This is a genomic window from Fimbriimonas sp. LA-C6, assembly GCF_055398105.1.
In genome coordinates, this window is record NZ_AP038796.1 from 2585731 (window position 1) to 2605768 (window position 20038).

The 20038-nt window shown below is 54.0% G+C and carries 16 protein-coding genes; 7 read left to right on the forward strand and 9 right to left on the reverse strand.

The features are described 5' to 3' along the window. The first annotated feature begins 3 nt into the window (after positions 1-3). Complete coding sequence (purU, locus tag ACZ51B_RS12015) at positions 4-855, forward strand: formyltetrahydrofolate deformylase (protein WP_464293569.1); 852 nt, start codon at positions 4-6, stop codon at positions 853-855. On the opposite strand, the gene ACZ51B_RS12020 is transcribed toward purU, so the two are convergent. The 4 genes from ACZ51B_RS12020 to ileS all read right to left on the reverse strand — a co-directional run bounded on the left by ACZ51B_RS12020 (position 852) and on the right by ileS (position 5233). Further along, on the reverse strand, positions 852-1280 hold the full coding sequence (locus ACZ51B_RS12020; RefSeq protein WP_464293570.1) for an FHA domain-containing protein: 429 nt from the start codon (positions 1278-1280) through the stop codon (positions 852-854). The two genes, purU and ACZ51B_RS12020, sit on opposite strands and share 4 nt — an antisense overlap. A gap of 261 nt (positions 1281-1541) precedes the next feature. Beyond that, positions 1542-1874: a hypothetical protein gene (locus ACZ51B_RS12025; protein WP_464293571.1), complete on the reverse strand. Its 333-nt coding sequence runs from the start codon at positions 1872-1874 to the stop codon at positions 1542-1544. 47 nt (positions 1875-1921) lie between these two features. Further along, positions 1922-2437, reverse strand: coding sequence for a signal peptidase II (gene lspA / locus ACZ51B_RS12030; protein ID WP_464293572.1), 516 nt, complete (start codon positions 2435-2437; stop codon positions 1922-1924). Next, positions 2438-5233: an isoleucine--tRNA ligase gene (gene ileS / locus ACZ51B_RS12035; RefSeq protein WP_464293573.1), complete on the reverse strand. Its 2796-nt coding sequence runs from the start codon at positions 5231-5233 to the stop codon at positions 2438-2440. 172 nt (positions 5234-5405) lie between these two features. Here ileS and ACZ51B_RS12040 point away from each other — a divergent pair, with 172 nt between their 5' ends. Together ACZ51B_RS12040 and ACZ51B_RS12045 are read left to right on the forward strand one after the other, a co-directional pair. Next, the gene (locus ACZ51B_RS12040; protein WP_464293574.1) at positions 5406-6407 is read left to right on the forward strand and encodes a glycoside hydrolase family 43 protein; all 1002 of its coding nucleotides are present in this window, start codon (positions 5406-5408) and stop codon (positions 6405-6407) included. Between the two features lie 44 nt (positions 6408-6451). Then, a complete protein-coding gene (locus tag ACZ51B_RS12045) occupies positions 6452-7741 on the forward strand; it encodes a DNA polymerase Y family protein (RefSeq protein ID WP_464293575.1) in 1290 nt (429 codons plus the stop codon). Here ACZ51B_RS12045 and ACZ51B_RS12050 read toward each other — a convergent pair. From ACZ51B_RS12050 to ACZ51B_RS12060, 3 genes are all read right to left on the reverse strand, one after another. After that, complete coding sequence (locus ACZ51B_RS12050; protein WP_464293576.1) at positions 7738-9252, reverse strand: response regulator; 1515 nt, start codon at positions 9250-9252, stop codon at positions 7738-7740. The genes ACZ51B_RS12045 and ACZ51B_RS12050 overlap by 4 nt on opposite strands. A gap of 992 nt (positions 9253-10244) precedes the next feature. Beyond that, positions 10245-11000, reverse strand: a complete 756-nt coding sequence (locus ACZ51B_RS12055) for a hypothetical protein (RefSeq protein ID WP_464293577.1) — start codon at positions 10998-11000, stop codon at positions 10245-10247. Positions 11001-11421: 421 nt separating this feature from the next. Further along, the gene (locus ACZ51B_RS12060; protein WP_464293578.1) at positions 11422-11622 is read right to left on the reverse strand and encodes a hypothetical protein; all 201 of its coding nucleotides are present in this window, start codon (positions 11620-11622) and stop codon (positions 11422-11424) included. 212 nt (positions 11623-11834) lie between these two features. Between ACZ51B_RS12060 and ACZ51B_RS12065 the strand changes: the two genes are divergently transcribed. Then, positions 11835-12221 carry a hypothetical protein gene (locus ACZ51B_RS12065; RefSeq protein WP_464293579.1) on the forward strand — a complete coding sequence of 129 codons (387 nt, stop codon included), beginning with the start codon at positions 11835-11837 and terminating at the stop codon, positions 12219-12221. Between the two features lie 843 nt (positions 12222-13064). Here the strand turns inward: ACZ51B_RS12065 and ACZ51B_RS12070 are convergent. After that, the gene (locus ACZ51B_RS12070; RefSeq protein ID WP_464293580.1) at positions 13065-15131 is read right to left on the reverse strand and encodes a beta-galactosidase; all 2067 of its coding nucleotides are present in this window, start codon (positions 15129-15131) and stop codon (positions 13065-13067) included. 208 nt (positions 15132-15339) lie between these two features. Here ACZ51B_RS12070 and ACZ51B_RS12075 point away from each other — a divergent pair, with 208 nt between their 5' ends. Together ACZ51B_RS12075 and ACZ51B_RS12080 are read left to right on the forward strand one after the other, a co-directional pair. Beyond that, positions 15340-16095: a helix-turn-helix transcriptional regulator gene (locus ACZ51B_RS12075; RefSeq protein WP_464293581.1), complete on the forward strand. Its 756-nt coding sequence runs from the start codon at positions 15340-15342 to the stop codon at positions 16093-16095. Between the two features lie 52 nt (positions 16096-16147). Further along, positions 16148-17770 carry a hypothetical protein gene (locus ACZ51B_RS12080; protein WP_464293582.1) on the forward strand — a complete coding sequence of 541 codons (1623 nt, stop codon included), beginning with the start codon at positions 16148-16150 and terminating at the stop codon, positions 17768-17770. Between the two features lie 675 nt (positions 17771-18445). Here the strand turns inward: ACZ51B_RS12080 and ACZ51B_RS12085 are convergent. Further along, positions 18446-18661, reverse strand: a complete 216-nt coding sequence (locus ACZ51B_RS12085; RefSeq protein ID WP_464293583.1) for a hypothetical protein — start codon at positions 18659-18661, stop codon at positions 18446-18448. Between the two features lie 487 nt (positions 18662-19148). Between ACZ51B_RS12085 and thyX the strand changes: the two genes are divergently transcribed. Then, positions 19149-20027, forward strand: coding sequence for an FAD-dependent thymidylate synthase (thyX, locus tag ACZ51B_RS12090; protein WP_464293584.1), 879 nt, complete (start codon positions 19149-19151; stop codon positions 20025-20027). The last annotated feature ends 11 nt before the right edge of the window (positions 20028-20038 follow it).

The following is a 20038-nucleotide window of genomic DNA, read 5'->3' on the forward strand; positions in this document are numbered from 1 at the left end:
GCCATGAGCGACTTGGGAAGGCTGATTGTTTCATGCCCGGATCAACCGGGCGTGGTGGCTGCTGTTTCCGATTTTCTGTTTCGGGCGGGCGCGAACATTGTTCACTCGGACCAGCACAGCACTTCGGAGAGTCCGAGTCGCTTTTTTATGCGGATCGAGTTTGAGCTTGCTGGGTTGGCTGGGAAGCTTGGCGAACTTTCGGAAGCGTTCCAGCCCATTGCTGAAAGGCTCCAGATCGAGTATCGGATTGTGCTGGAGTCCTCGCTTAAGAAGCTCGCTCTGTTCGTTTCAAAAGAGGATCATTGCCTTCTTGAGCTTCTGTGGCACGTGAGGGCGGGGGATATTCCTGCTGAGATCGCTATGGTAATCAGCAATCATCGCGTTTTAGAGGCCGTTGTGGCGCCTTTTGGTATTCCGTTCCACTATGTGCCGGTGGAGGCCGCAGAAAAGCGTGTGGCCGAGCTGAAGCATGAAGAGCTGGTGCGGGGCGTGGATGCGCTGGTGCTGGCGAAGTACATGCAGATCTTATCGCCCGAGTTTTTGGCGCAGTGGCCCGAGAAGGTGATCAACATCCACCACAGTTTCTTGCCGGCGTTTGTGGGGGCTAAGCCTTATCATCAGGCGCACGAGCGGGGTGTGAAGTTGATTGGAGCCACGGCGCACTATGTGACAGCGGAGTTGGATGCGGGGCCGATCATTGAGCAGGATGTCCAGCGCGTGGATCACCGTGCTGAAGCTAGCGAGCTGCGTCGATTGGGTAGGCAGGTGGAAAGGGCGGTCCTTTCTCGCGCCGTGAAGTGGCACGTTGAGGACCGCGTTATTGTTCACGCAGGCCGAACCGTTGTGTTTGCCTAAGCTAGGCGGAAGACGAAGCGGGCGTTGCCGAATGCGATTTCGTTGCCGTCTTGGAGATCTGCTTCTTCCACGCGATCGAAATCGTCGTGAAGCACGAAGGTTCCGTTTGCAGAACCGAGATCGCGGATCTTCCAGACGCCCTCTTCCTCGGTGATCTTCGCGTGCTTGCGGCTGACGTAGGAGCCTTCTGGCTGGAGACTGCCTAGATCCACATCAATCGGGCCTACGGTTGGGTCGAATCGTCCGATGGTTGAGCTGGGGCTGAGGGGGAATTCGATGTCTGTTTCCACTCCGCCGCGCTTGAGAACGAGTCTTGGGGTTGCGAGTTCTGGTTGAGTTTCAACCTCGGTGGCTTCCAGGGCTTCGTGGTTCTCTACGCCTTCTTCAACTGTTGCGGTGGCTGTCTGCTGCAAGTCGTCCGTCATTTATGGTTTCTCCTGCGTGATTTGGATGCTCACGATCGTTTGCGTCTCCTATGTAGACCGCATGATCGTCGCTTGGAGTTCTTTTACCGCATGTTTACTTGCTGTAATCGCACGGTTCCGGCAAAAGCATCGGTTATTTGGGGTGGGTTTTGTAGGGTTGAGACCGGCATGAGCCTCTTTGAAAGCGCGCTGGTGGAGCTATCGAAGATTGCGGTCTTAGAGAAAGAGATCATTTGTTAGGAATCCACCCCAACTTGCTTGCTACTTGATCTTCTTGACCGTTTTGGTTGCGGTGGGCTTTTTGGCTGTGCTTTTGGAGGCTGGTTCTTTGGAGGTGGGTTCTTTGGGTTTGGGGGTGGGTTTTGGTTTGGGGGCTGGCTTTACGGGTTCTTCGGTTAGTGTGGCTACGGGTTCTTCGGCCTTTTGAACTGGGGCCTCTACGACCTCTTCCGTTTCGGTGTCTTTGATGAGGTACTCGCCGGTTTTGATGAGGTGGTCGCCCACGTAGCGTGAGAGCGGTTTGGATTTCTTAATGAGGGCCGGGACTAGGCCGACGACTAACAAGGCGATACCAAACTTACTTTCACCACGCATAGTTCATCTTAACCGGGCTTGCTATGCGTGACTAGGCGCGTTAGGACTTAAGGCGCGGTGGGTTCGCCGTTGAGGGGCTTTTGACGGCCTTCGCGAACGGCATCTCGGCCCCAGCCCAGGAACAGCATGATGGTTCCGACGGTGATGCAGGCATCGGCTACATTGAAGACTGGGAAGTTGATGAGACGGAACGAGAACATGTCCGTGACGTAGTGGAGCCAGAGTCGGTCGATGAGGTTTCCGATGGCACCGCTTCCGAGGAGGCCGAATGCGATGTGGTTCCAGCGGGTTTCGGCAGGGTGTCGGATGATGTGCCAGGCTGCGTAGCCTGCGATTGCGAGGGCGATGGGAGTCATGAAGACTCCCTTGCCTTGCAACTGTCCAAACGCGATTCCTTCGTTGTGAACCAGTTGGATCTCGAAGATCCCTGGGAACGGCTTGGGGATGGAGCCACCGATGTTGAGTGCTCCGCGAACCCAGGCTTTCACCAGTTGGTCTACTACGATGAACCCAAGGAAGGTCCCCGCAAAGAGGATGCGATTGGACAGTAACGACTTCTGCATTTAGAGCCCCAGCACCTTCTTATCGCGTGCACTTAGCGGCTTCTCTTCGCCATCGACGGTCACCAGGGTGACGTCTGGGCGGCGGAGTCGCGACCGCTCGCACTTCAAGAATGTGCTCTTCTTAAACGATACGCTCGTTTCGCCTTCTTCCAGATAGATCCAGCTCAATTTGAGTAGAGTGGTCAGTTCGTTGATGTCGAACGAGCGGAGCGCTTGGAGTACTTCCCCACTTTCTGTGATGGTTGCGATGGCGTCCTGGCTGTCTTTGACGTCGTCGGTTCCCTTGAATTGCTCGAAGGCGATGTTGACGGTGTCTCGAACGGAGAGGAGTTCTGCGAACTTGGTTTGGAGGTCCGAGCCTTCGATCTCGTCTAGGCGTTCCTGGGTAGGTCGCTCTAGGACGGCATAGAAGATCGATTCTGGGTTGCCTTCGGCGTTGGCTACGACGGAGTGCATTTTCTTCCAGGTCTCTTCTGCGGTGTGGCAGAGGATGGGGGCGACGAGCTTGGTGAGTCTGAGTAGGACGTAGTAGCTGGCTGTCTGTCCGCTGCGTCGCTCTGGTGACTCGGTGGCTTCGCAGTACATGCGATCCTTGATGGCGTCCATGTAGAACTTGGAGAGCTGTTCTCGGCAGAAGTTATGGATTGAGTTGATGACTGCGCCGAAGTCGTATTTTTCGTACGAGTCTAGGCAGTCGGCAACCAGGAGGTCTGTTTGTTCCATGACCCACTCATCGAGCGGGAGCACGCCTTCGCGGAAGTCAGAGCCTTCGGCTGGGGCTGTGTATCCGGCTAGGTTTGAGAGGAGGAACCGGATGGCGTTGCGCACGTTTCGGTAGCTATCGCCAAACTGCTTGAGGAGCGCATCTGAGCATGGGACGTCGTTGGCGTAGTCCACACTGGCAACCCAGTAGCGGAGGATGTCTGCGCCGAACTGGTCTGCGGCTTTGAGGGGGTCTACGACGTTGCCCAATCGTTTGGACTGCTTGAGGCCTTTCTCGTCGGTGACGAAGCCATGCGTTACGACCGCCTTGTACGGTGCTTCACCTCGGCAGGCGGTGCCCACAACGAGGGATGAGTTGAACCAGCCACGGTGTTGATCCGAGCCTTCTAAATAGAGGTCGGCGGGCCAGTTTTCCTTCCACTCAGGGTAGACGTTGCCTTCCAGCACTGCGAGGGAGGTTGAGCCGGAGTCGAACCAGACGTCGAGGACGTCGGTCTCCTTGCTGAACTCTGTCTCACCGGTGGTTGGGTGAGTGTAGCCCGCGGGCAGGATGTCCTTGGCTTCGTAGGCGAACCAGGCATCGGAGCCTTCTTTCTCGACCAACTGGGCAACGGCTTCTATTGCGACAGGATCGAGCACGGGGGTTCTGCTTGGGAGGCCGTAGAATACGGGGATGCCGACGCCCCAGGGTCTTTGGCGTGAGATGCACCAGTCTGGTCTGTTTCGGACCATGGCTTCGATTCGGTTGAAGCCAGTCGCTGGAACCCAGTTGACTTCCTTGATATGCTCCAGCATTTGAGGCCGGAGCGGGTCGATGGCGACGAACCATTGTTCGGTTGCCCGGAAGATGACGGGTTGGCCGTCTCGTTCGGCGTAGGGGTAGCTGTGGTGGTAGTCGTATGCCTTGAGGAGTGCGCCTTCTTCTTGGAGTCGATCGACCACGACGGTGTCGCACTTCTTGAAGTAGGTGCCTGCGAACTCGCCTGCTTCCTCGGTGAGGACGCCGCCTTCATCGACGGTGTTGGGCACGGGGAGGCCGTACTTCATACCCGTGTAGAAGTCGTCTCGACCGTGTGAAGGGGCTGTGTGGACGACGCCGGTACCGTCTTCGGTGGTGACGTACTCCGCCATGACTGCATAGGATGGGCGGTCGAAGATGGGGTGTCGGAAGACTGCCTTCTCTAAGTTGATTCCTTCAAGTCGCTCTTCGACGGTGTAGTCTTCCCATCCGAGTTGTTCGGCAACTTTGGTGACTAGCGCGTCGGCGATGATGTAGCGGACGTCGCCCAATTTGACGATGGCGTACTCGAAGTCAGGGTGAAACGCTACGGCCAGGTTGGCTGGAATGGTCCAGGGGGTGGTGGTCCAGATGATGGTGTACAGGTTCGGGAAGTTCTCGAACAGACGGTTCGGGTCTGTCATGAGAGCGAATCGAACGTAGATGGCCTTTGATACGTGCTCGTGGTATTCGATCTCTGTATCTGCGAGGGCGGTTCTTGAAGTTGGGCTCCAGAGGGTTGGGCGAAGGCCTTTGTAGATGTGGTTGCCCTCGACCATCCGCTTGAACACACGGACGATCTCGGCTTCGAAGCGGTAGTCCATGGTGGCGTATGGCTTTTCCCAGAGTCCGAACACGCCGAGTCGCTTAAACTGTTCGACTTGAATTTTGATGTACTCTGCGGCGTGCGCCCGGCATGCCTTTCGTAGCTCGATGACGGTGGGTGTTTCCTTCTTTTCCTGGAATTTCTTCATCACGGTCTGCTCAATCGGCAGTCCGTGGTTGTCGAAGCCTGGCACGTACGGTGCTCGGAAGCCCATCATGGTTCGAGACTTGAGGACGAAGTCCTTCAATATCTTGTTCAGGGCGTGGCCGAGGTGGATTGCACCGTTGGTGTAGGGTGGGCCGTCGTGCAGGATGAAGCTAGGAGCGTCTTTTCGCGCTTCTTGGATTCGGTGGTAAATCTCCTGCTGGTCCCAAATAATTTGCAATGAAGGTTCCAAGGTCGGAAGGTTGGCCTTCATAGGGATCGTCGATTCAGGATCGGGCAGGTTTAGGGTCTCACGGAAGTCCATGGCGAATTTAAGAGATTACCGGACTGGGGTCTCTCGCCGCGCTTACGGGCCTACTGAATAGGCAAAGTCCCGCATTCGTTCGATGTTTGTAGCTCTTGGTTTTCGAGTTCATTCTTATGATTTTCCAGCTATTCGGTTGGAACGGCGGATTGAGGGTAGCGTTGAAAACATCATGGTTCCACTCCTCGTTTGTATCTCGGCAGTATTTTCAGGGACTCCATTGGTGAATGGTGAGGTGTGGCGAGATACCTCGGGCAAGATGATCCAGGCGCATGGCGGGCATATGCTGTATCAGGCGTCCACGAAGACCTACTACTGGTATGGCGAGGACAAGTCCCGTCCGAATGAGGCGAACAAGGGTGGGCTTGAGCGGGTTCCGTTGGTTGGGATTCATGCCTATTCGTCACAGAATCTGTCGGACTGGAAAGACGAGGGCGTGGTTTTGAGCGCCGTGGATGAACCGACTCACGACCTCAACCGGGGTGCTGTGCTGGAGCGGCCGAAGGTTCTGTTTTGCAAGAAGACCAAGCAGTACGTGATGTTTACGCACGTGGACTCTGCGGATTATAAGCGGGCTTCTGTTGGGTTTGCGGTGAGTAAGTCTCCGACCGGGCCGTTTCAGTATTTGTATTCACTGCGTCCGTTGGGTGAGGATAGTCGGGACATGACTGTGTTTCAGGATTCGGATGGCAAGGCTTATTTGGTGAGTTCGTCTCGCTGGAATTCTACGCTGCAAATAGCTGAGCTTTCAGCGGACTACCTTTCGCTTACAGGTAGGCGCAAGATGGTGTTCGAGAATCAATCCCGCGAGGCTGCGACGCTGTTTAAGGCAGACAAGTATTATGCGGTGACCTCCGGATGCACTGGGTGGGCTCCCAATCCTGCGATGTGGCATTCCAGCAGTGCGATTCTGGGAGATTGGCAGTCGTTTGGCAACCCTTGCGTGGGAACGGCGAAGCAGAGATCGAATACGTATGGTGCTCAATCGGCGTTTGTTGTTCCGATTGATGCGAAGGCTGGGAAGTTCTTGTTCTTCTTGGATCGATGGAACCCGAAGAACTTGCAGGATTCGCGATATCTTGCCCTTCCGTTGTTTGTGAAGGATGGGAAGGTGCGTGTGGAGTGGAGCGAGTCTTTGCAGGAATCGCTCGATAAATTGCGCCAGAAAATGTAGAACTTTATCTACATTAATTGGTCGTTGTGGCGGATAATATTGGGGTGGACGAAGTTCTACCCCTGGAATTGCGTGCTCGACCGCTTCGATACCTGTTTATCGATTTCAACTCCTACTTTGCTTCTGTAGAGCAGCAGGAGAATCCGGAGTTGCGTGGCAGGCCGGTGGCGGTGATTCCTGTGGATGCCGATTCAAGCTCTGTGATTGCTGCGAGCTACGAGGCCAAAGCTTTTGGGGTGAAGTGTGGCACCAATATTGGCGAGGCCAAGCGGATGTGTCCTGGGATCGTGATGATTCAGGGCAAGCATCCGGTGTACACCGCATATCACAACCGCATTTTAGATGTGGTGAATACTGTGCTTCCTGTTGAGAAGGTTTGCAGTGTGGACGAGATGCGGATTCGGCTCCTTGGCGAGGAGTGCGAGCGTGAGAATGCGATTGCGCTGGCGAAGAAGATCAAGACGACTGTTTTGGAGCAGGTGGGTGAGTGCATTCGTTGCAGTGTTGGGATTGCTCCCAACCCGTTCCTAGCGAAGATGGGGACGGAGTTGCAGAAGCCGGACGGGTTGGTGGTGATTGAGGCTTCGGATCTGCCTCATCGACTTCATGAGTTGAAGCTGACGGATTTCACGGGCATCAACCGTGGGATGTCGGCGCGGCTCAAGGCGCATGGGATTTTTACGGCGGAGCAGCTTTGTAAGGCTACTAAGTTTGAGTTGCGCAACGCCTTTGGGAGTATCACTGGGGAGCGGTGGTGGTATTTGCTGCGCGGTTTTGAGATGGGGCAGGCTGATACGCCTCGAAAGACTTTGAGTCAGAGCCATATTTTGCCGCCTGAGTTTCGCACGGACCAGGGTTGCCGGGAGGTTTTGCTTCGGTTGATCCAGAAAGCGAGTGCCCGCCTTCGGCAGGAGGAGCTTTGGACGACGAGCATGGTGATCTCTATTCGCGGAAAGAGGAGCTGGCATTCTATTGCGAAGATGCCGCCTACGCAGGACACTATCACGATCAATCAGTTCTTTGTGGAGGAGTGGGAGAAGCGGGACTACTTTAGCCCGATTGGTGTGGCCGTCACGTTTTACGATCTGAAGAAGGCTGGCGACGTGACTCCGAGCCTGTTTCATAACACGGAGGAGTTTGCGAGGGTGGACCATGCGGTTGATAAGATGAACCGGAGGTTCGGTAAGAATAAGGTTCACCTTGCGGCTCTTAATCGCGCTAAGGATACGGCGGGTGAGCGGATCGCCTTTCAGAAAACGGCTCTCTTTAGCGAAGGAGCGGGCGACAACGAGTATTACATCAACACGTTCACGGGAGAAAAGGTCCAGGCCTAAGAGGCGAAGAAGTCTGGAAGGGTGGCCTCTGGCGAAGTCCATTTGCGGAGGGTCTCGGTGAGTTCGTTGATGCGAACTGGTTTGGTGAGAAAGTCATCCATGCCTGCCTGCATGCACGTTTCTCTATCTTGATCTAGCGCGCTTGCTGTGAGTGCGATGATCGGGATGTGCTTGCCGGTGATCTTCTCGTTTTCTCGGATGCGTGCGGTGGTTTCGAATCCGTTGAGCAGCGGCATTTGGCAGTCCATGAGGATGATGTCGAATTCACGGTGATCGAGAGCTTCGAGGGCATGAATTCCGTTGACCGCTTCCTCTACCACGACGCCTCGCTTGGTGAGGATGCCTTTGATCAGGAGTCGGTTTACGTGATTATCATCTACTACGAGCACTCTGGCCGGGAGCTCTGTGCCTAGGACCTGAGGCTGTTCATGTGCTGTTGTTGGGTCTTTGCGGTTGATTCCAACTGGGATGGTGAAGTGGAACTCTGAACCGAGGTTGAGTTTGCTCTTGAGCCAGATCCTGCCTCCCATTAGGTTTACAAGTTGCGATGAGATCGAGAGTCCGAGACCTGTACCGCCGTATAGCCTTGCTGTGTTTGCGCTCGCTTGGGCGAAGGCTTCGAAAATTCGTCGCTGAGCGTCGTCGGGGATTCCGATTCCGGTGTCCTTCACCACAAAGTTCATGAGGCAGCCAGCGGGTGTTTCCTCGGAGATATCGACGATGAGCGTGACGAGTCCACCCATGGGGGTGAACTTCATGGCGTTTCCAATGAGGTTGGTGAGAATCTGCCCGAGGCGGACGGGGTCTGCCGTGATCAAGCTGGGAAGATTGTCGCAAGTGAGCAGCTCGAAGTGGATGTCGCGTGAGGCCGCTTGGATTTGCCAGAGGCGTCGAGTCTTTTCTAGGAATTCTGTTGGGTTAAAAGCTTCGCAGGACAGTTCCAGTTTTCCGGCTTCGATTTTGGAGAAATCCAGTATGTCGTTGAGAATCGTTAGAAGTGATTTAGCCGAGTCTCGTACTGTATTCAGATACTCACGGCGCTCTAACTCGTTTTCGGTTTCGATAGCCAGCTCTGTCATGCCCAGGATGCCGTTCATGGGCGTCCGGATCTCGTGGCTCATGTTGGCGAGGAACTCGCTCTTGGATTGAGTTGCCGTGCGGGCGTGATCGATCTCGCTTCGAAGCAGTTCGGTTCTTGCTCGAACAATGGCTTCGACGTCCTCGTCGGAGAAGCCGGTTGGTTTGTGTGGTTTCGTGTGTAGCAACGCGTATATGGAGGCGGCTACAAGAATGAACGTCATGGTCGCGAGGAGTAAGGCGTATTGCTCCACTAGCATCGCTTTGTTCAGCGAGACCCGTTCGCCTATCAGCTGATGCACGAAGGAGATGTAACAGGCGACTGTGGTGAGGTAGGTCGCCGCCACCGCACACAGCCCGATTCTTAAGAGCGTTCTTCCCCCGAAGTGGATGGAGCTCGATTCCTGTTCGTTTCTCTTGTCTGGACTCAGCATCGATAAACCAGTTAGCTAAAGTTGCGCCCAATACCGCCAGTTTCTCTGTGTCGGTCCTGGGTCGCTCCTGATGGAATATCGGCAAGAAATTATGGAAAAGCTACACAGAAGCCTGAAACCTGGTAACCAGTAAAGCTGCTGGTCCTGATGCTTTCGATACTCGTGGTCCCCGTTAAGCGGCGGCGCGTGTTGGGTCTACGTTGGAAAGTCGGCTGGTTGTGTGGGAGTCGTGGAGGCACCTATTGGGAGATGAGCTCTGCTTCTTGTGGGGGGAGGAGGAGGTCTCTGAAGGTAGATGGCGGGTGATGAGGGTTGAATTAGGTTCAGACCTGCACCTACGCCAACTCCATAGCAGCCGTATATGTATCGGGTGTGGCGATCATGTGTTTATTATGATCGGATGGGGTGAAGCTGAGAAATTCGAGTTTCCTTTCGGCTGGTTCGGGGAGTGGAACCATAAATTGAGTGATTGCGTGCCCTAGAAGCCTAAAACCTCCTTTTATCACCGCCGACATAGGCAGATGACCACTGTACGGCGGCTTAGAGCCGTGGTCTTGGAACTGGACCCCTCCGAGGTTTTTTAAGGCAAGACGTTTGCCTTCTTCGAGAAGTGAGACAGAGTCTCAGCGACCTACTTAGCAGTTTTTCAGGATTAGGATTTGAGGCACATGGCCCTGTTCTTAGCGATAACAACGTTCGAAGGATTATTTTCGTCTCATCGAACAATCAATAAATTCTCTTTTTCTTTACGTTCATATTCAATTACATTATCTGCCCCATTATACAAACCGGGGGTTCTCATGCCGGGAAGCAACCGGCACAAGGATGATCGGCCAGAAATCTTACGCGATGAAACGCGCAGGTTTGATCGCTTCACATTTCAGCCCGAACAGGCAATAGTTCTTATGTATAATTACCAGGCAAGAAAATTCGCGGACTTCGTCCGATAAGACGAGGATGATAACTGCTTCTGAACGAGACGATTCCTGCATTCAGCCGCGATTTTGTAACTCATCTGATGGTGTCACGGCAATGCTTCGGACCTCGGCAAGGTTCAACAGAAGAAATTTGCTCGTAGGGGCTTCAAACAATTTTGTTTTTGCATCAAATGGCCGAGGGTATTTCAACAGTAAACATGAGTCCGTGACATCTGTTTTCTCACCAAATTGAAAGAACCCCATGATAGAGCTACCGTCACAGAAAGAAACTACGATGTATTGATTTTTGCAATGCTGATCGAGGTACTCCAACAACAACCAGTCGTAGTGTTTAAGACTGCTACCGAAAACCCCGCTGACCGACATCCGGATCCTTGCCCAAATTCTTACGAACCTCTTCGGCTTCTTCTTATGCCGATGAATTTCGTTCAACCTCTCGTACTGCCGTTCAGAGAGGATCCAGCCTTTTCGAAGTCCTCCAACGACGTGTCCGATGAGGCCTGCGTATCCTAAGTTGAATATCAAACATAAAGTGCGCGAACTATTGTTGAGGGCCTTTCTTTGTAGTTCGGTGAGTGGCCCAACTGGCGGTAAATGTGCGCAAGACCGTGCCAGGTTCTGACTTATTGGCCACCCGAACGATTGGAAAACGACTCCAACGACCGCTGAGAGGACGAGTGACCACAGTAGAAGCTCTGCTGTCTCCTCCTTTTTTTCCTTGAGTTGAGAGCGGTAAAAATAGCGAAGAACAAACCCTAGAGCCGCAAGGCTAAACAATGCGAGTAGCTTGTCAAGCTCTAATACCTCCATGAACTAGCTCTTTCAGCTCCCAGACTCTGAAGAACCGCCACTTCCTGACGAATCTGACGATCCACCATTAGTGGGTGGAGTAGGAGCGGCAGGTGCAGCATTCGTAGGCATTATCGGCGCTAGATTTACTGGTGCAGAATGCATTGGCTCACTGTAGTTGCCAACTACAGACTCAGAAAATTGTACTAGGGAATCCCCAGCGGCCCTAGTCAGATTCGAATCCACATTAACAGTAGCGGATGGCGTATTTTCGGGTGGAACGTGGGACTCTTTCTCGCTCATAGTACTTCCATTCTACCACTAAAGCTTTTAGATACCTAAGAGACTTGGGCATCTAGCCAGAATTAAGCAACTCTTCTTGCTCTGTGCGGCTACGTCTGAACAATAAGCTCTGGTACGAGTTGCTATTGTTGCGCTAGAATCAGCCAGCTTTTATATTCCAACTGGAAATGTAGGCTTTCTTTCGAAGTTCTGTTAGTTTCTCATAATCACCGTCTTGTAGACACTGCATGATGCTCTGGACGACAGATTCCGCGTAGTCAACGTCGGTAGATTTCACGTAGACCGTCATGTCTACCTCAACCACTAAGTTCGGGTGGACAATAGACTGTTCACTATTCACCTTCAAATTATACAGGCCACTCGACTCTCACGCACATTAGAAACTGTTCCCAAAACTTCATTGCCGACTGTCGGTCGGAACTGTGAAGCCGGTGCAAGCTGTTCGAAAGGATTTAGCTACTAGCTGTCTTATGTCTAGGTATTCTGGGTTCAATGTGTGACTTAACGATAGTCGATGTTAACTCGTTCGACTTCTATAAAAATTTCTCAACCATGGTTTCAGGCCTTGAGAAGGCTGGTTTTGTCGTTAGACATACCAGCGGAACTTACGAAATTGGCCGCCGCAATGTAAAAAACGCAATGGTGCTTTGGTTTGTTTTCGACGATTTTATCGTTCGCGGCCCGTTACTAGACAAGTTCACTGAAATTGCCGGAATCGTACTCCAAGAGCATGCGAATTACTTCCGAGACAAGAACCCAGATGGATCCACCCCAGCATTCCGGCAGCTCGGCGATCAATCAATCGAATCTTATTACCTGCTTGGTGAAGACGGCAAATCAACACTTTCAACGTTTACTTTTTTCGTTCCAAATAACTTGAAGGATCAGATTGACAGGCTCATATTGCTCCTAAACGCAGCCGTACGACATTTATCTTAGTCGAATTAGATTGGTTTAGAGTAGTCCCGAACCCTTTGAGGTGTCCGGGACTATTACTCTGTTCAACTAGAACTGCGTTGCCATGCGTCTTTCAAAACACAAAATGCCAATAACTGCTAAAAAACGATTAGGAACACTACCGCCGCAGTGACCCTGTATCCCTTTCCTCCCATTGCGAAGACTCCGTTACCCATACCCATTTACCACCTCCGCATCGGCGCTGACTCGACCAAATACGAATGTTTGAATTTCAAATAAAGAATATATAAGTAAGCATTCATATGTCTATGTTGTAGGTCTTTCAGCTGGCATATTCCAACTTCATTCGCTCAATTGATACTATGGACGAATTCCGCTTTTTGTCTTCAGGCTTACTCCTAACTCACTTAAGTTGGCCCTCTAGCAGTAACTGTCATGCTACGATCCGTGCATGAAGACGCTCTAAATACCGGCGTTCAGTTCATCAACCTATCTTTCGCTATATATGTAAGATAAGTGCTCAAAATAGATAACGCAAGCACTTGCAGCTTTGTCCCTCAGTTTCGTTTAAGGCAAAGGCAGCGGATCACTTCGCTTAACGCCTAGTGTGCTTCCTTTCAAAACAACGCTCCAGATCTGACAGGGCGCGGGAGGATGCGCCAAGGCCGGTGATTGGGACCAGGTTGAGTTGGACGAGGTGGTCTTTAACTCCTAAAGGAGGCTTGACATCGTCCGTCTGCGCCCCAACTGAAGCGCTAGGTTGACATGGTCAGCTACAACCCCCAAAACCCCGAAATTCTCAAATGAGGTATCGGAGGTAAACGGGGATGGGGGGTGGACCAGACGCCGGTTGGTGTGAGGTGTTTATTGGGGGAGGAGGAGGAAGTCTTTGAAGACTTTGCCGCTGAGGAGGCCGGTTTTGGTGCCGGTGATGGGGATTTGTTGTTGTTGCCAGGTGGCGTTTACGTAGAAGATTCGGCCGTCGATGTACCTTGCGTAGACTCCGGTGGGGGTTTGGGGGCCGGGGGCTACTTTGGCTTGTTGGTTGACGTAGGCCAGGATGGGGGCCATGGTTGAGGCGGAGGATTCTGTGGCGAGGTAGTAGGCCTTGCCTTTGCCGAACTTGTTTACGGTGATGGCGGGGGAGTGTTCTTGGACGTTGGAGAATCGGGCGAGGACCTCTGCGGTGGAGGGTTCTAGGACCTCGAAGAAGCGCGCGCCGGAGTCGATGGATTGTCCGTTGAGGTCGTATTTGAGGTTGGAGTCAATGCGGTAGAAGGCGTTGGTTTTGAGTCCAAATACGTCCGTGAGGCGTCCGGGGAGGGGTGTTTGGAACCATTGGCCGTTTTCGGTGGTCTTGGCGGAGTAGCCGGTCATCACGACGTTCCCTCCCTCGCTGACATAGTTGCGGATGGCGGTTGCGCTTTGAGCATCCATTACGTAGTGGGCGGGGACGACGACGACTTTGTATTTGGAAAGTGGGTCGTGGCCGATGTTGATGATGGCGGTATCGATGTTGGCTCGGAAGTAGGGTTCGAAGGCGCCTTGAACCTGTTCGGTGTAGGGAGCTTTGAAGTACTGTAGGGTGGTGCTGGATGGGCCGGAGGCTCGGGACTGGATGCAGGAGTCGAATGAGTAGGCGATGGCTACTTCGGGGTTTGTGAGTCTCGGGAATCCGAACTTGGAGAGCTTTTGGAACTGGGTGGCGATTTTGGCCCATTCGCCTACTTTCCAGGAGGGAGTTCCGTCGTGGTCTACCAGGCCGAAGAGGGCTTGTTCTTCTCCTCCGGCGTGGCTGTTGAAGGTCCAGGCCATGATGCCTTGTGCTCCGATCATGAGGGCGATGTTGGCGTACATGCGGCTCCAGCCTTGGGATCCGTACCAGCCTCCGCCGCCTGCTGTGAACTCGTTGAGCCAGATCGGGGTTGGGAGGTCGCCTTTGGTCATGAGGGCCCCGAAGGATGCTCCGATCGGTTCTCCGGGGTAGAAGCCTTCGGCCCCGAAGGAGACGTAGGATTTATACGATGAGAGGTAGTCGAATCCTCGTCTGCCGGCGTTGTCCCAGAGGTTGGAGAGCGTGGGGGTGTCTGGCATGTAACGGTGTCGGACGGACTCGAGTTCTTGGAGTCTGGCGATGGTGACGTCGGACCAGTATCGATGGAGGTCGAGGTGGCGCTCGGGTGGGACGGGGCCGTCTGCAAGGGGGAGATCGATGTCTTCAAAGCGGTTGAGGCGGCGCGACCAGCGTTGGGTGGCCCAGGCTTTGTTGAGGTTCTCGATGGTTCTGTATTTCTTTTTGACCCAGGTGATGAAGCGCTGTCTGTCGGCCTCTGAGTAGGACATGAAGCCGTTGCCGATCTCGTTGTTGTAGCCGATGGCAATGATCGCAGGGTGGTTCTTGTAGTGCTTGAGCATCGCCTCGGCGAGGAGCTTTAGGTGTCGAACGTAGTTTGGATCGCTGATGTTGTCCATGTAGCGTTCGGCGGGTGGGAGTCGGTTGCCGTTTTGGTTGGTGATATCGACGCCTGGGTAGGCCCGGTGCAGCCAGATGGGTGCGGGAGAGCCGGGAATATCGAGCACGACTCGGATGCCGTTGGCGTGCATTTTGTCGACGATTTTGTCGAACCACTCGAACTGGAATTTGCCTTTTGAGGGTTCGAAGGAGTCCCAGGAGAGGTCGCCCATTCTTACGACGTTGAAGCCTGCGCCTTTCATGATGGCGATGTCTGTGTCGATCTGTTCTGGCGTTCTGTCGACAGGTTGGTAGCAGGTGCCGACGAAGAGTTGGCCTTGGCCTGGGTATGTGGATGGGAGGTGACCGATGTTGGGTGGGAACGGTTGTTGGCCCGTTTGGAGAGGGTGACTTGGAGTGCGCGTTGCGGCGATCGTTAGCAGACCTGTGGCCAAGGCAAGGGTCGTATTCCTATTCACGTGGCCAGTATAGGGGAGGTGTCGGAAGAGTGTTGGCGGGGTTGAACTTGTCTGTGTTGGTTCTTATGGGTGCTTTTTCCGACAGCGGTGTCCTGTTTTGGACTGTTGTGAGTTTCTTCACCTTGGGTTGTGTGGACAAATGTGTCCGAGTGCATTCGGTCATAATTCGAGGCGTTCTTTAGTCGGGCGTGGGTGGTGATGGTGCACGTTGAAGATTGACTCCTCCGTACCTAAGATCGTTTTTGCCGGAGGGTTTTCGGGATCCTCGGATAACCCTGTTCATAAGCATGAGAATGCTTGGGAGCTGATCTACTTGCGTGACGGGTGGATTGGGGAGATCGCGGGGGACGCTCTGTTGGACCTTGAGCCTGGGATGTTTGTGGTTCATCCGCCTGGGACGAGCCATGGGGACTTGGCGTCCTCGGACTACTTCCTCTTTCATGTTTTGGTGACGAGTGATCACCCGATGCGTTGGCCCAGGATTGGGCGTGATTTAGAAGCGTCTCCCATTGCTTCTGTTCTGGGGATGTTGGTTCACGATTGGCACAACGGATGGAATGAGCGGGAGGCTTTTTTACGCCATTCGGCGATGATGTTGGACATCTTGATGCGCCGGTGTTTGGTGATGAGTGAGGAGGCGAGCGTTGCTTCCAATGTCGTCTCGAAGGCCCGTGGGATTATGCGTCGCAAGTTTCGGGAGCCGATTCATATGGGTGAGTTGGCCTCGGAGTTGCAGATCTCTCGCTCTACTCTTTATGCGTATTTTGAGCAAGTATTGGGTCGGACACCTCAGGAGGTGTTGGATGAGATTCGGCAGCGTCATGCGGTTTTTTTGTTGAGGCATTCGGAATTGTCCTTGACGGAGGTGGCGAAGCATTCGGGTTTTTGTTCTTCTAGCCACCTGAGTAGGAAGCTTCGGAAGTGCTTCAAGCTTTCGGCTAGTCAGATTCGGGGCCGTGACTAGTCTGATCGTGCGGTACGTTTCCTTTTCGTTGCGATTGCTTTAGGATGGGGTTATGGTTTTGGCGGCGTTGGTTTTGGGTTGGCAGGGGGCTGGGCAAAAGCCGGAGTTAGCGTATCAGGGGTTGGAGGGGTACATCAGCATGGAGGTGCCTGCTCCGCCGGATGGCTACGGGTTTGGGGTGAGTCTTTATGCTACGGCCTGGCCGCTGTTGGAGAAGCCGCTTCGGGACTTTCAGATTGGGTTGGCTTCGATTTGGATTGTGCCGGAGAACCGGAAGGTTGAGTATTCGTTGCTGCCGAAGGGGACGGTGGCTCGGGACAACTGGCCGGAGCGGGGGCCGAGCTATCGGGATGTGTTTCAGACCATTGAGGGTGGGCTTGGGTTTTGGGGTGACACTCGGTTTGGGTCGCCGACGGCTAAGTTTAGGATGAATGGGACGGCCAACGGTTACAACCACATGATCTCTACGTCGGGGTGGGGGTTTGGGAATTTTGAGAACACGACGGCTTTGCAGCCGGAGCAGATGGGAATTGCTCAGTTGAGTTCTCGGATTCTTGTTCCGCCGGACGGGATGACTTTTAAGAAGGGGACCAACGGGGATTTGTTGGGTTATGCGTGGATGGCGTTGCCGTTGACTCAGGCGAAGAAAACGACTGCTGGGAAGCCTGTGCCGACTGGGAACCAGTGTTGGACGCTGTTTTTGAATACCAAGAATGCGAGGGGGCCGGTGGCGTTCTTTACTCCATCTACTTGGACTCGGATCTCGCGGGATTATGCGCCTGCGGTTGGGCGTGGGTTGGACGTTCGGCCTGGGTTGGTTACGGGTGGGGCGATTGAGGTGAACACGGTGCCTCGATTTGTAAGCAAGGACTCATCGGGGACGACTTTTACCAAGATTCCGAAGTTGCAGTTTCCGGCGGACAAGGCTGGGAAGACCGTTTTGATTCACAACTTGACTCACTATTCGGCTGGGGCGCTTTACCGGCAGGTGGAGGGTTGGTTGGCAGGTGGGGCGGTGGCTTCGGGGCGGTTTGATGAGCATGGGGCGGTGGTTCCTGTTTGTAAGGCGAACCCGCTTGGGCTGAGTCAGGGTCCTAAGAAGTCGCCGATTGTGGGGTTGAAGAAGTGGGTGGATACGAAGGCGTTTGATGCATCGACATTTGGGTTGCAGTGGGATAAGTCGGTATTGGAGCCTTGGTTGGGTCGGATTTGGCGCGGGGCTTTTCCTGAGTATTGCAAGCAGGTCGGGAATGAGTTGGTTGCCGTTAAAGCGTCGGAGGTTCCGGCTGAGACTGGGCTGTTGGGGGCTGCGTTTTTGCCTGCTTTGGCGGACCACACGTATACGTCGCCGGAGACTCCGGAAAGCGTTTGGCGTAGGCCGGGGCCGAAGGCGGGGCCTTTTCAGGCGAGGTTGTCGGATGGGACGGTGGTGACTTACTACTGGTATCGGTTTATTGATCAGCCGGCTTTGCAGGATGCGGACTTGAGTCCGGCGGAGAAGGTTCGGTTGCAATCGGTGGCGGAGAAGATTCAGCGGGAGTGGACGTTGGACAAGCAGTACATGCCTGCGCCGAAGTCGGGGGCGTTGGCGACTCTTGATCCGGCGATGTTGGTGAAGCCGCCGCGTGGATTGGAGGTTGGGTACGTGCCGATTGCGGTTCGGCAGGGTGTGTAGGTTGTGGTTGGTTACCAGGACTGCGTCTTTCGATGGGACGGAGCGCCCTTTATGGGCTGATTTCTAGGTCTTTATAAGGAAGGGACAGTGATGGTCCCCGCCCTGGTGCTGCATTCGCCGCACCCCGCCCCTGTTTTAAAGCTGCGAACTAGGCTGATATAGGTCGCCCCTTCAGGGCTTTCGGACGTTGTGGGTGGTTTTTTGAGTTGGGGAGCGTGTTGGTACCAGTACTGCGTCCTTCGCTGGGATGGGGTGCGCCATTCTTAGCGGAAGGGATGGGTAGGGTGTTTGCGTATGCCGGGCTTTCAGCCCTTTTTTCGTTGGTGGGGTATCCCAGGGCTTGCGCCGCTGGGCTAGTGGTATGCCGGTCCGTTGGACCTCTCGGAGGGGTTGGGTTTCGTTGAGGGTTGGTGGCTTCTGGCACCCATTCGGGGTGCGGTTCTTGTGGGGGCTTTCAACGGGTCTAGCGACCCGTTGCTACTTTCTGGCATCCCTTTTGGGATGCTTCGGAGGTGGTGGGGAGCGTGCTTGCAGCACTTGGGTTTGGTGGTGGTTTGAGTTTCCAGGACTGCGTCCTTCGCTGGAACGGAGTGCCCCGTTCGGGGCTAGGGAAGCGTGCATTGCTGACTTGTCGTTGGATTGGAGATCGGGTGGTATGTGGTTGGTTTTGCCCCCTCACTCCGGCTCTCTCCCCCAAATTCCGGAGAATTCGGGGGAGAGAGGGTCGCGGAATGGCTTTTGACGCCAGGGTTTGCGCCGCTGGGCTGTTGGTATGTCGTTTCGGAGGGGTTGGATGTCGTTGAAGGTTGGAGGCTTCTGGCACCCTTTCGGGGTGCGGTTTTTGGTGGGAGCTATCGGTGGGTCTTCGACACCACCGCTACTTTCTGGCATCCCGCTTGGGATGCTTCGGAGGGGTTGGGCGTCGTTGGAGGTGGGTGGCTTCTGGCACCCTTTCGGGGTGCTGATTCAGGGTGGGCTTTCAACGGGTCTAGCGACCCGTTGCTACTTTCTGGCATCCCATTCGGGATGCTTCGGAGGGGATGGGGAGCGTGCTTTCAGCACTCGGGGCTGGTGGTGGTTGGTTTCCAGGACTTCGTCCTTCGCTCGGACGGAGCGCCCCATTCGGGGCTGGGGGTGCAGGCATTGCTGACTTGTCGTTGGATTTGAAATCGGGTGGTATTTGGTAGGTTTTTCCCCCTCACTCCGGTCCCTCTCTCCCCCAAATTTCGGAGAATTCGGGGGAGAGAGGGAGCGGAATGAATGAACTGTGTCGAAATTGTTGGACACCTTCATTGTGTTGCTCTGTTGTATTGTTGTTCCTTTCTTCTCGGGGGAAGAAAGGAGGGGGTTGTTAGTGGGTTCCTGGTAACCTTTTGGGATGCCCCGGATGGTTGTGGATGCGGCTGAAGCGCTGTTGGATGTTGAGATTCCTGTTTTGGACAAGGGCTTTGTGCGCTTGGTGGATTACATGGGTGGCGATGAGCGGATTGTTCAGTCTGCCCGTGTGAGCTATGGTACGGGGACGAAGTCTTATCGGCAGGATCGGGGGCTGATTAATTACCTGATGAAGAACTGGCATACGTCGCCGTTTGAGCAGGTTCAGTTGACTTTTCATACCAAGATGCCGATTTTTGTGGCTCGGCAGTGGGTTCGGCATCGGACTGCTCGGTTGAATGAGATTTCGGGGCGGTATTCGGTGATGAAGGATGAGTTTTACGTTCCTTCGCCGGAGAATATTCGGCCTCAGAGTGAGTCGAACAAGCAGGGGCGATCTGAGGATCGGTTTACTTCTGAGGAAGAGCAAGAGGTTATTCGGCTGTTTGAGGACGAGCAGAAGGCCGTTTACAAGAATTACGAGACATTGCTTGAGAAGAATGTGGCTCGTGAGTTGGCTCGGAACAATTTGCCTTTGTCTTTGTACACCGAGTGGTATTGGCAGATTGATTTGCACAACCTGTTTCACTTTTTGCGGCTGAGGATGGATCCTCATGCTCAGTATGAGATTCGGGTTTATGCGGAGGCTATGGCTCAGTGTGCGAAGGCTGTGGCGCCCTTGGCTTATGAGGCTTTTGAGGAGCACATCTTGGGTTCGGTGGCGTTTTCTCGGGCTGAGTGTGAGGCTTTGGCTTTGATGCTTGCGGGTCAGCCGCATGGGTTGGAGGGGCGTGTGTTGGACGGGTTTGAGGCGAAGCTTTCTAAGTTGAAGTCTGCCAAGCCAGCAGAAACTCCTGACGAACCTGAACTCCCTGTCGCTTAAGTCGTTTAAGC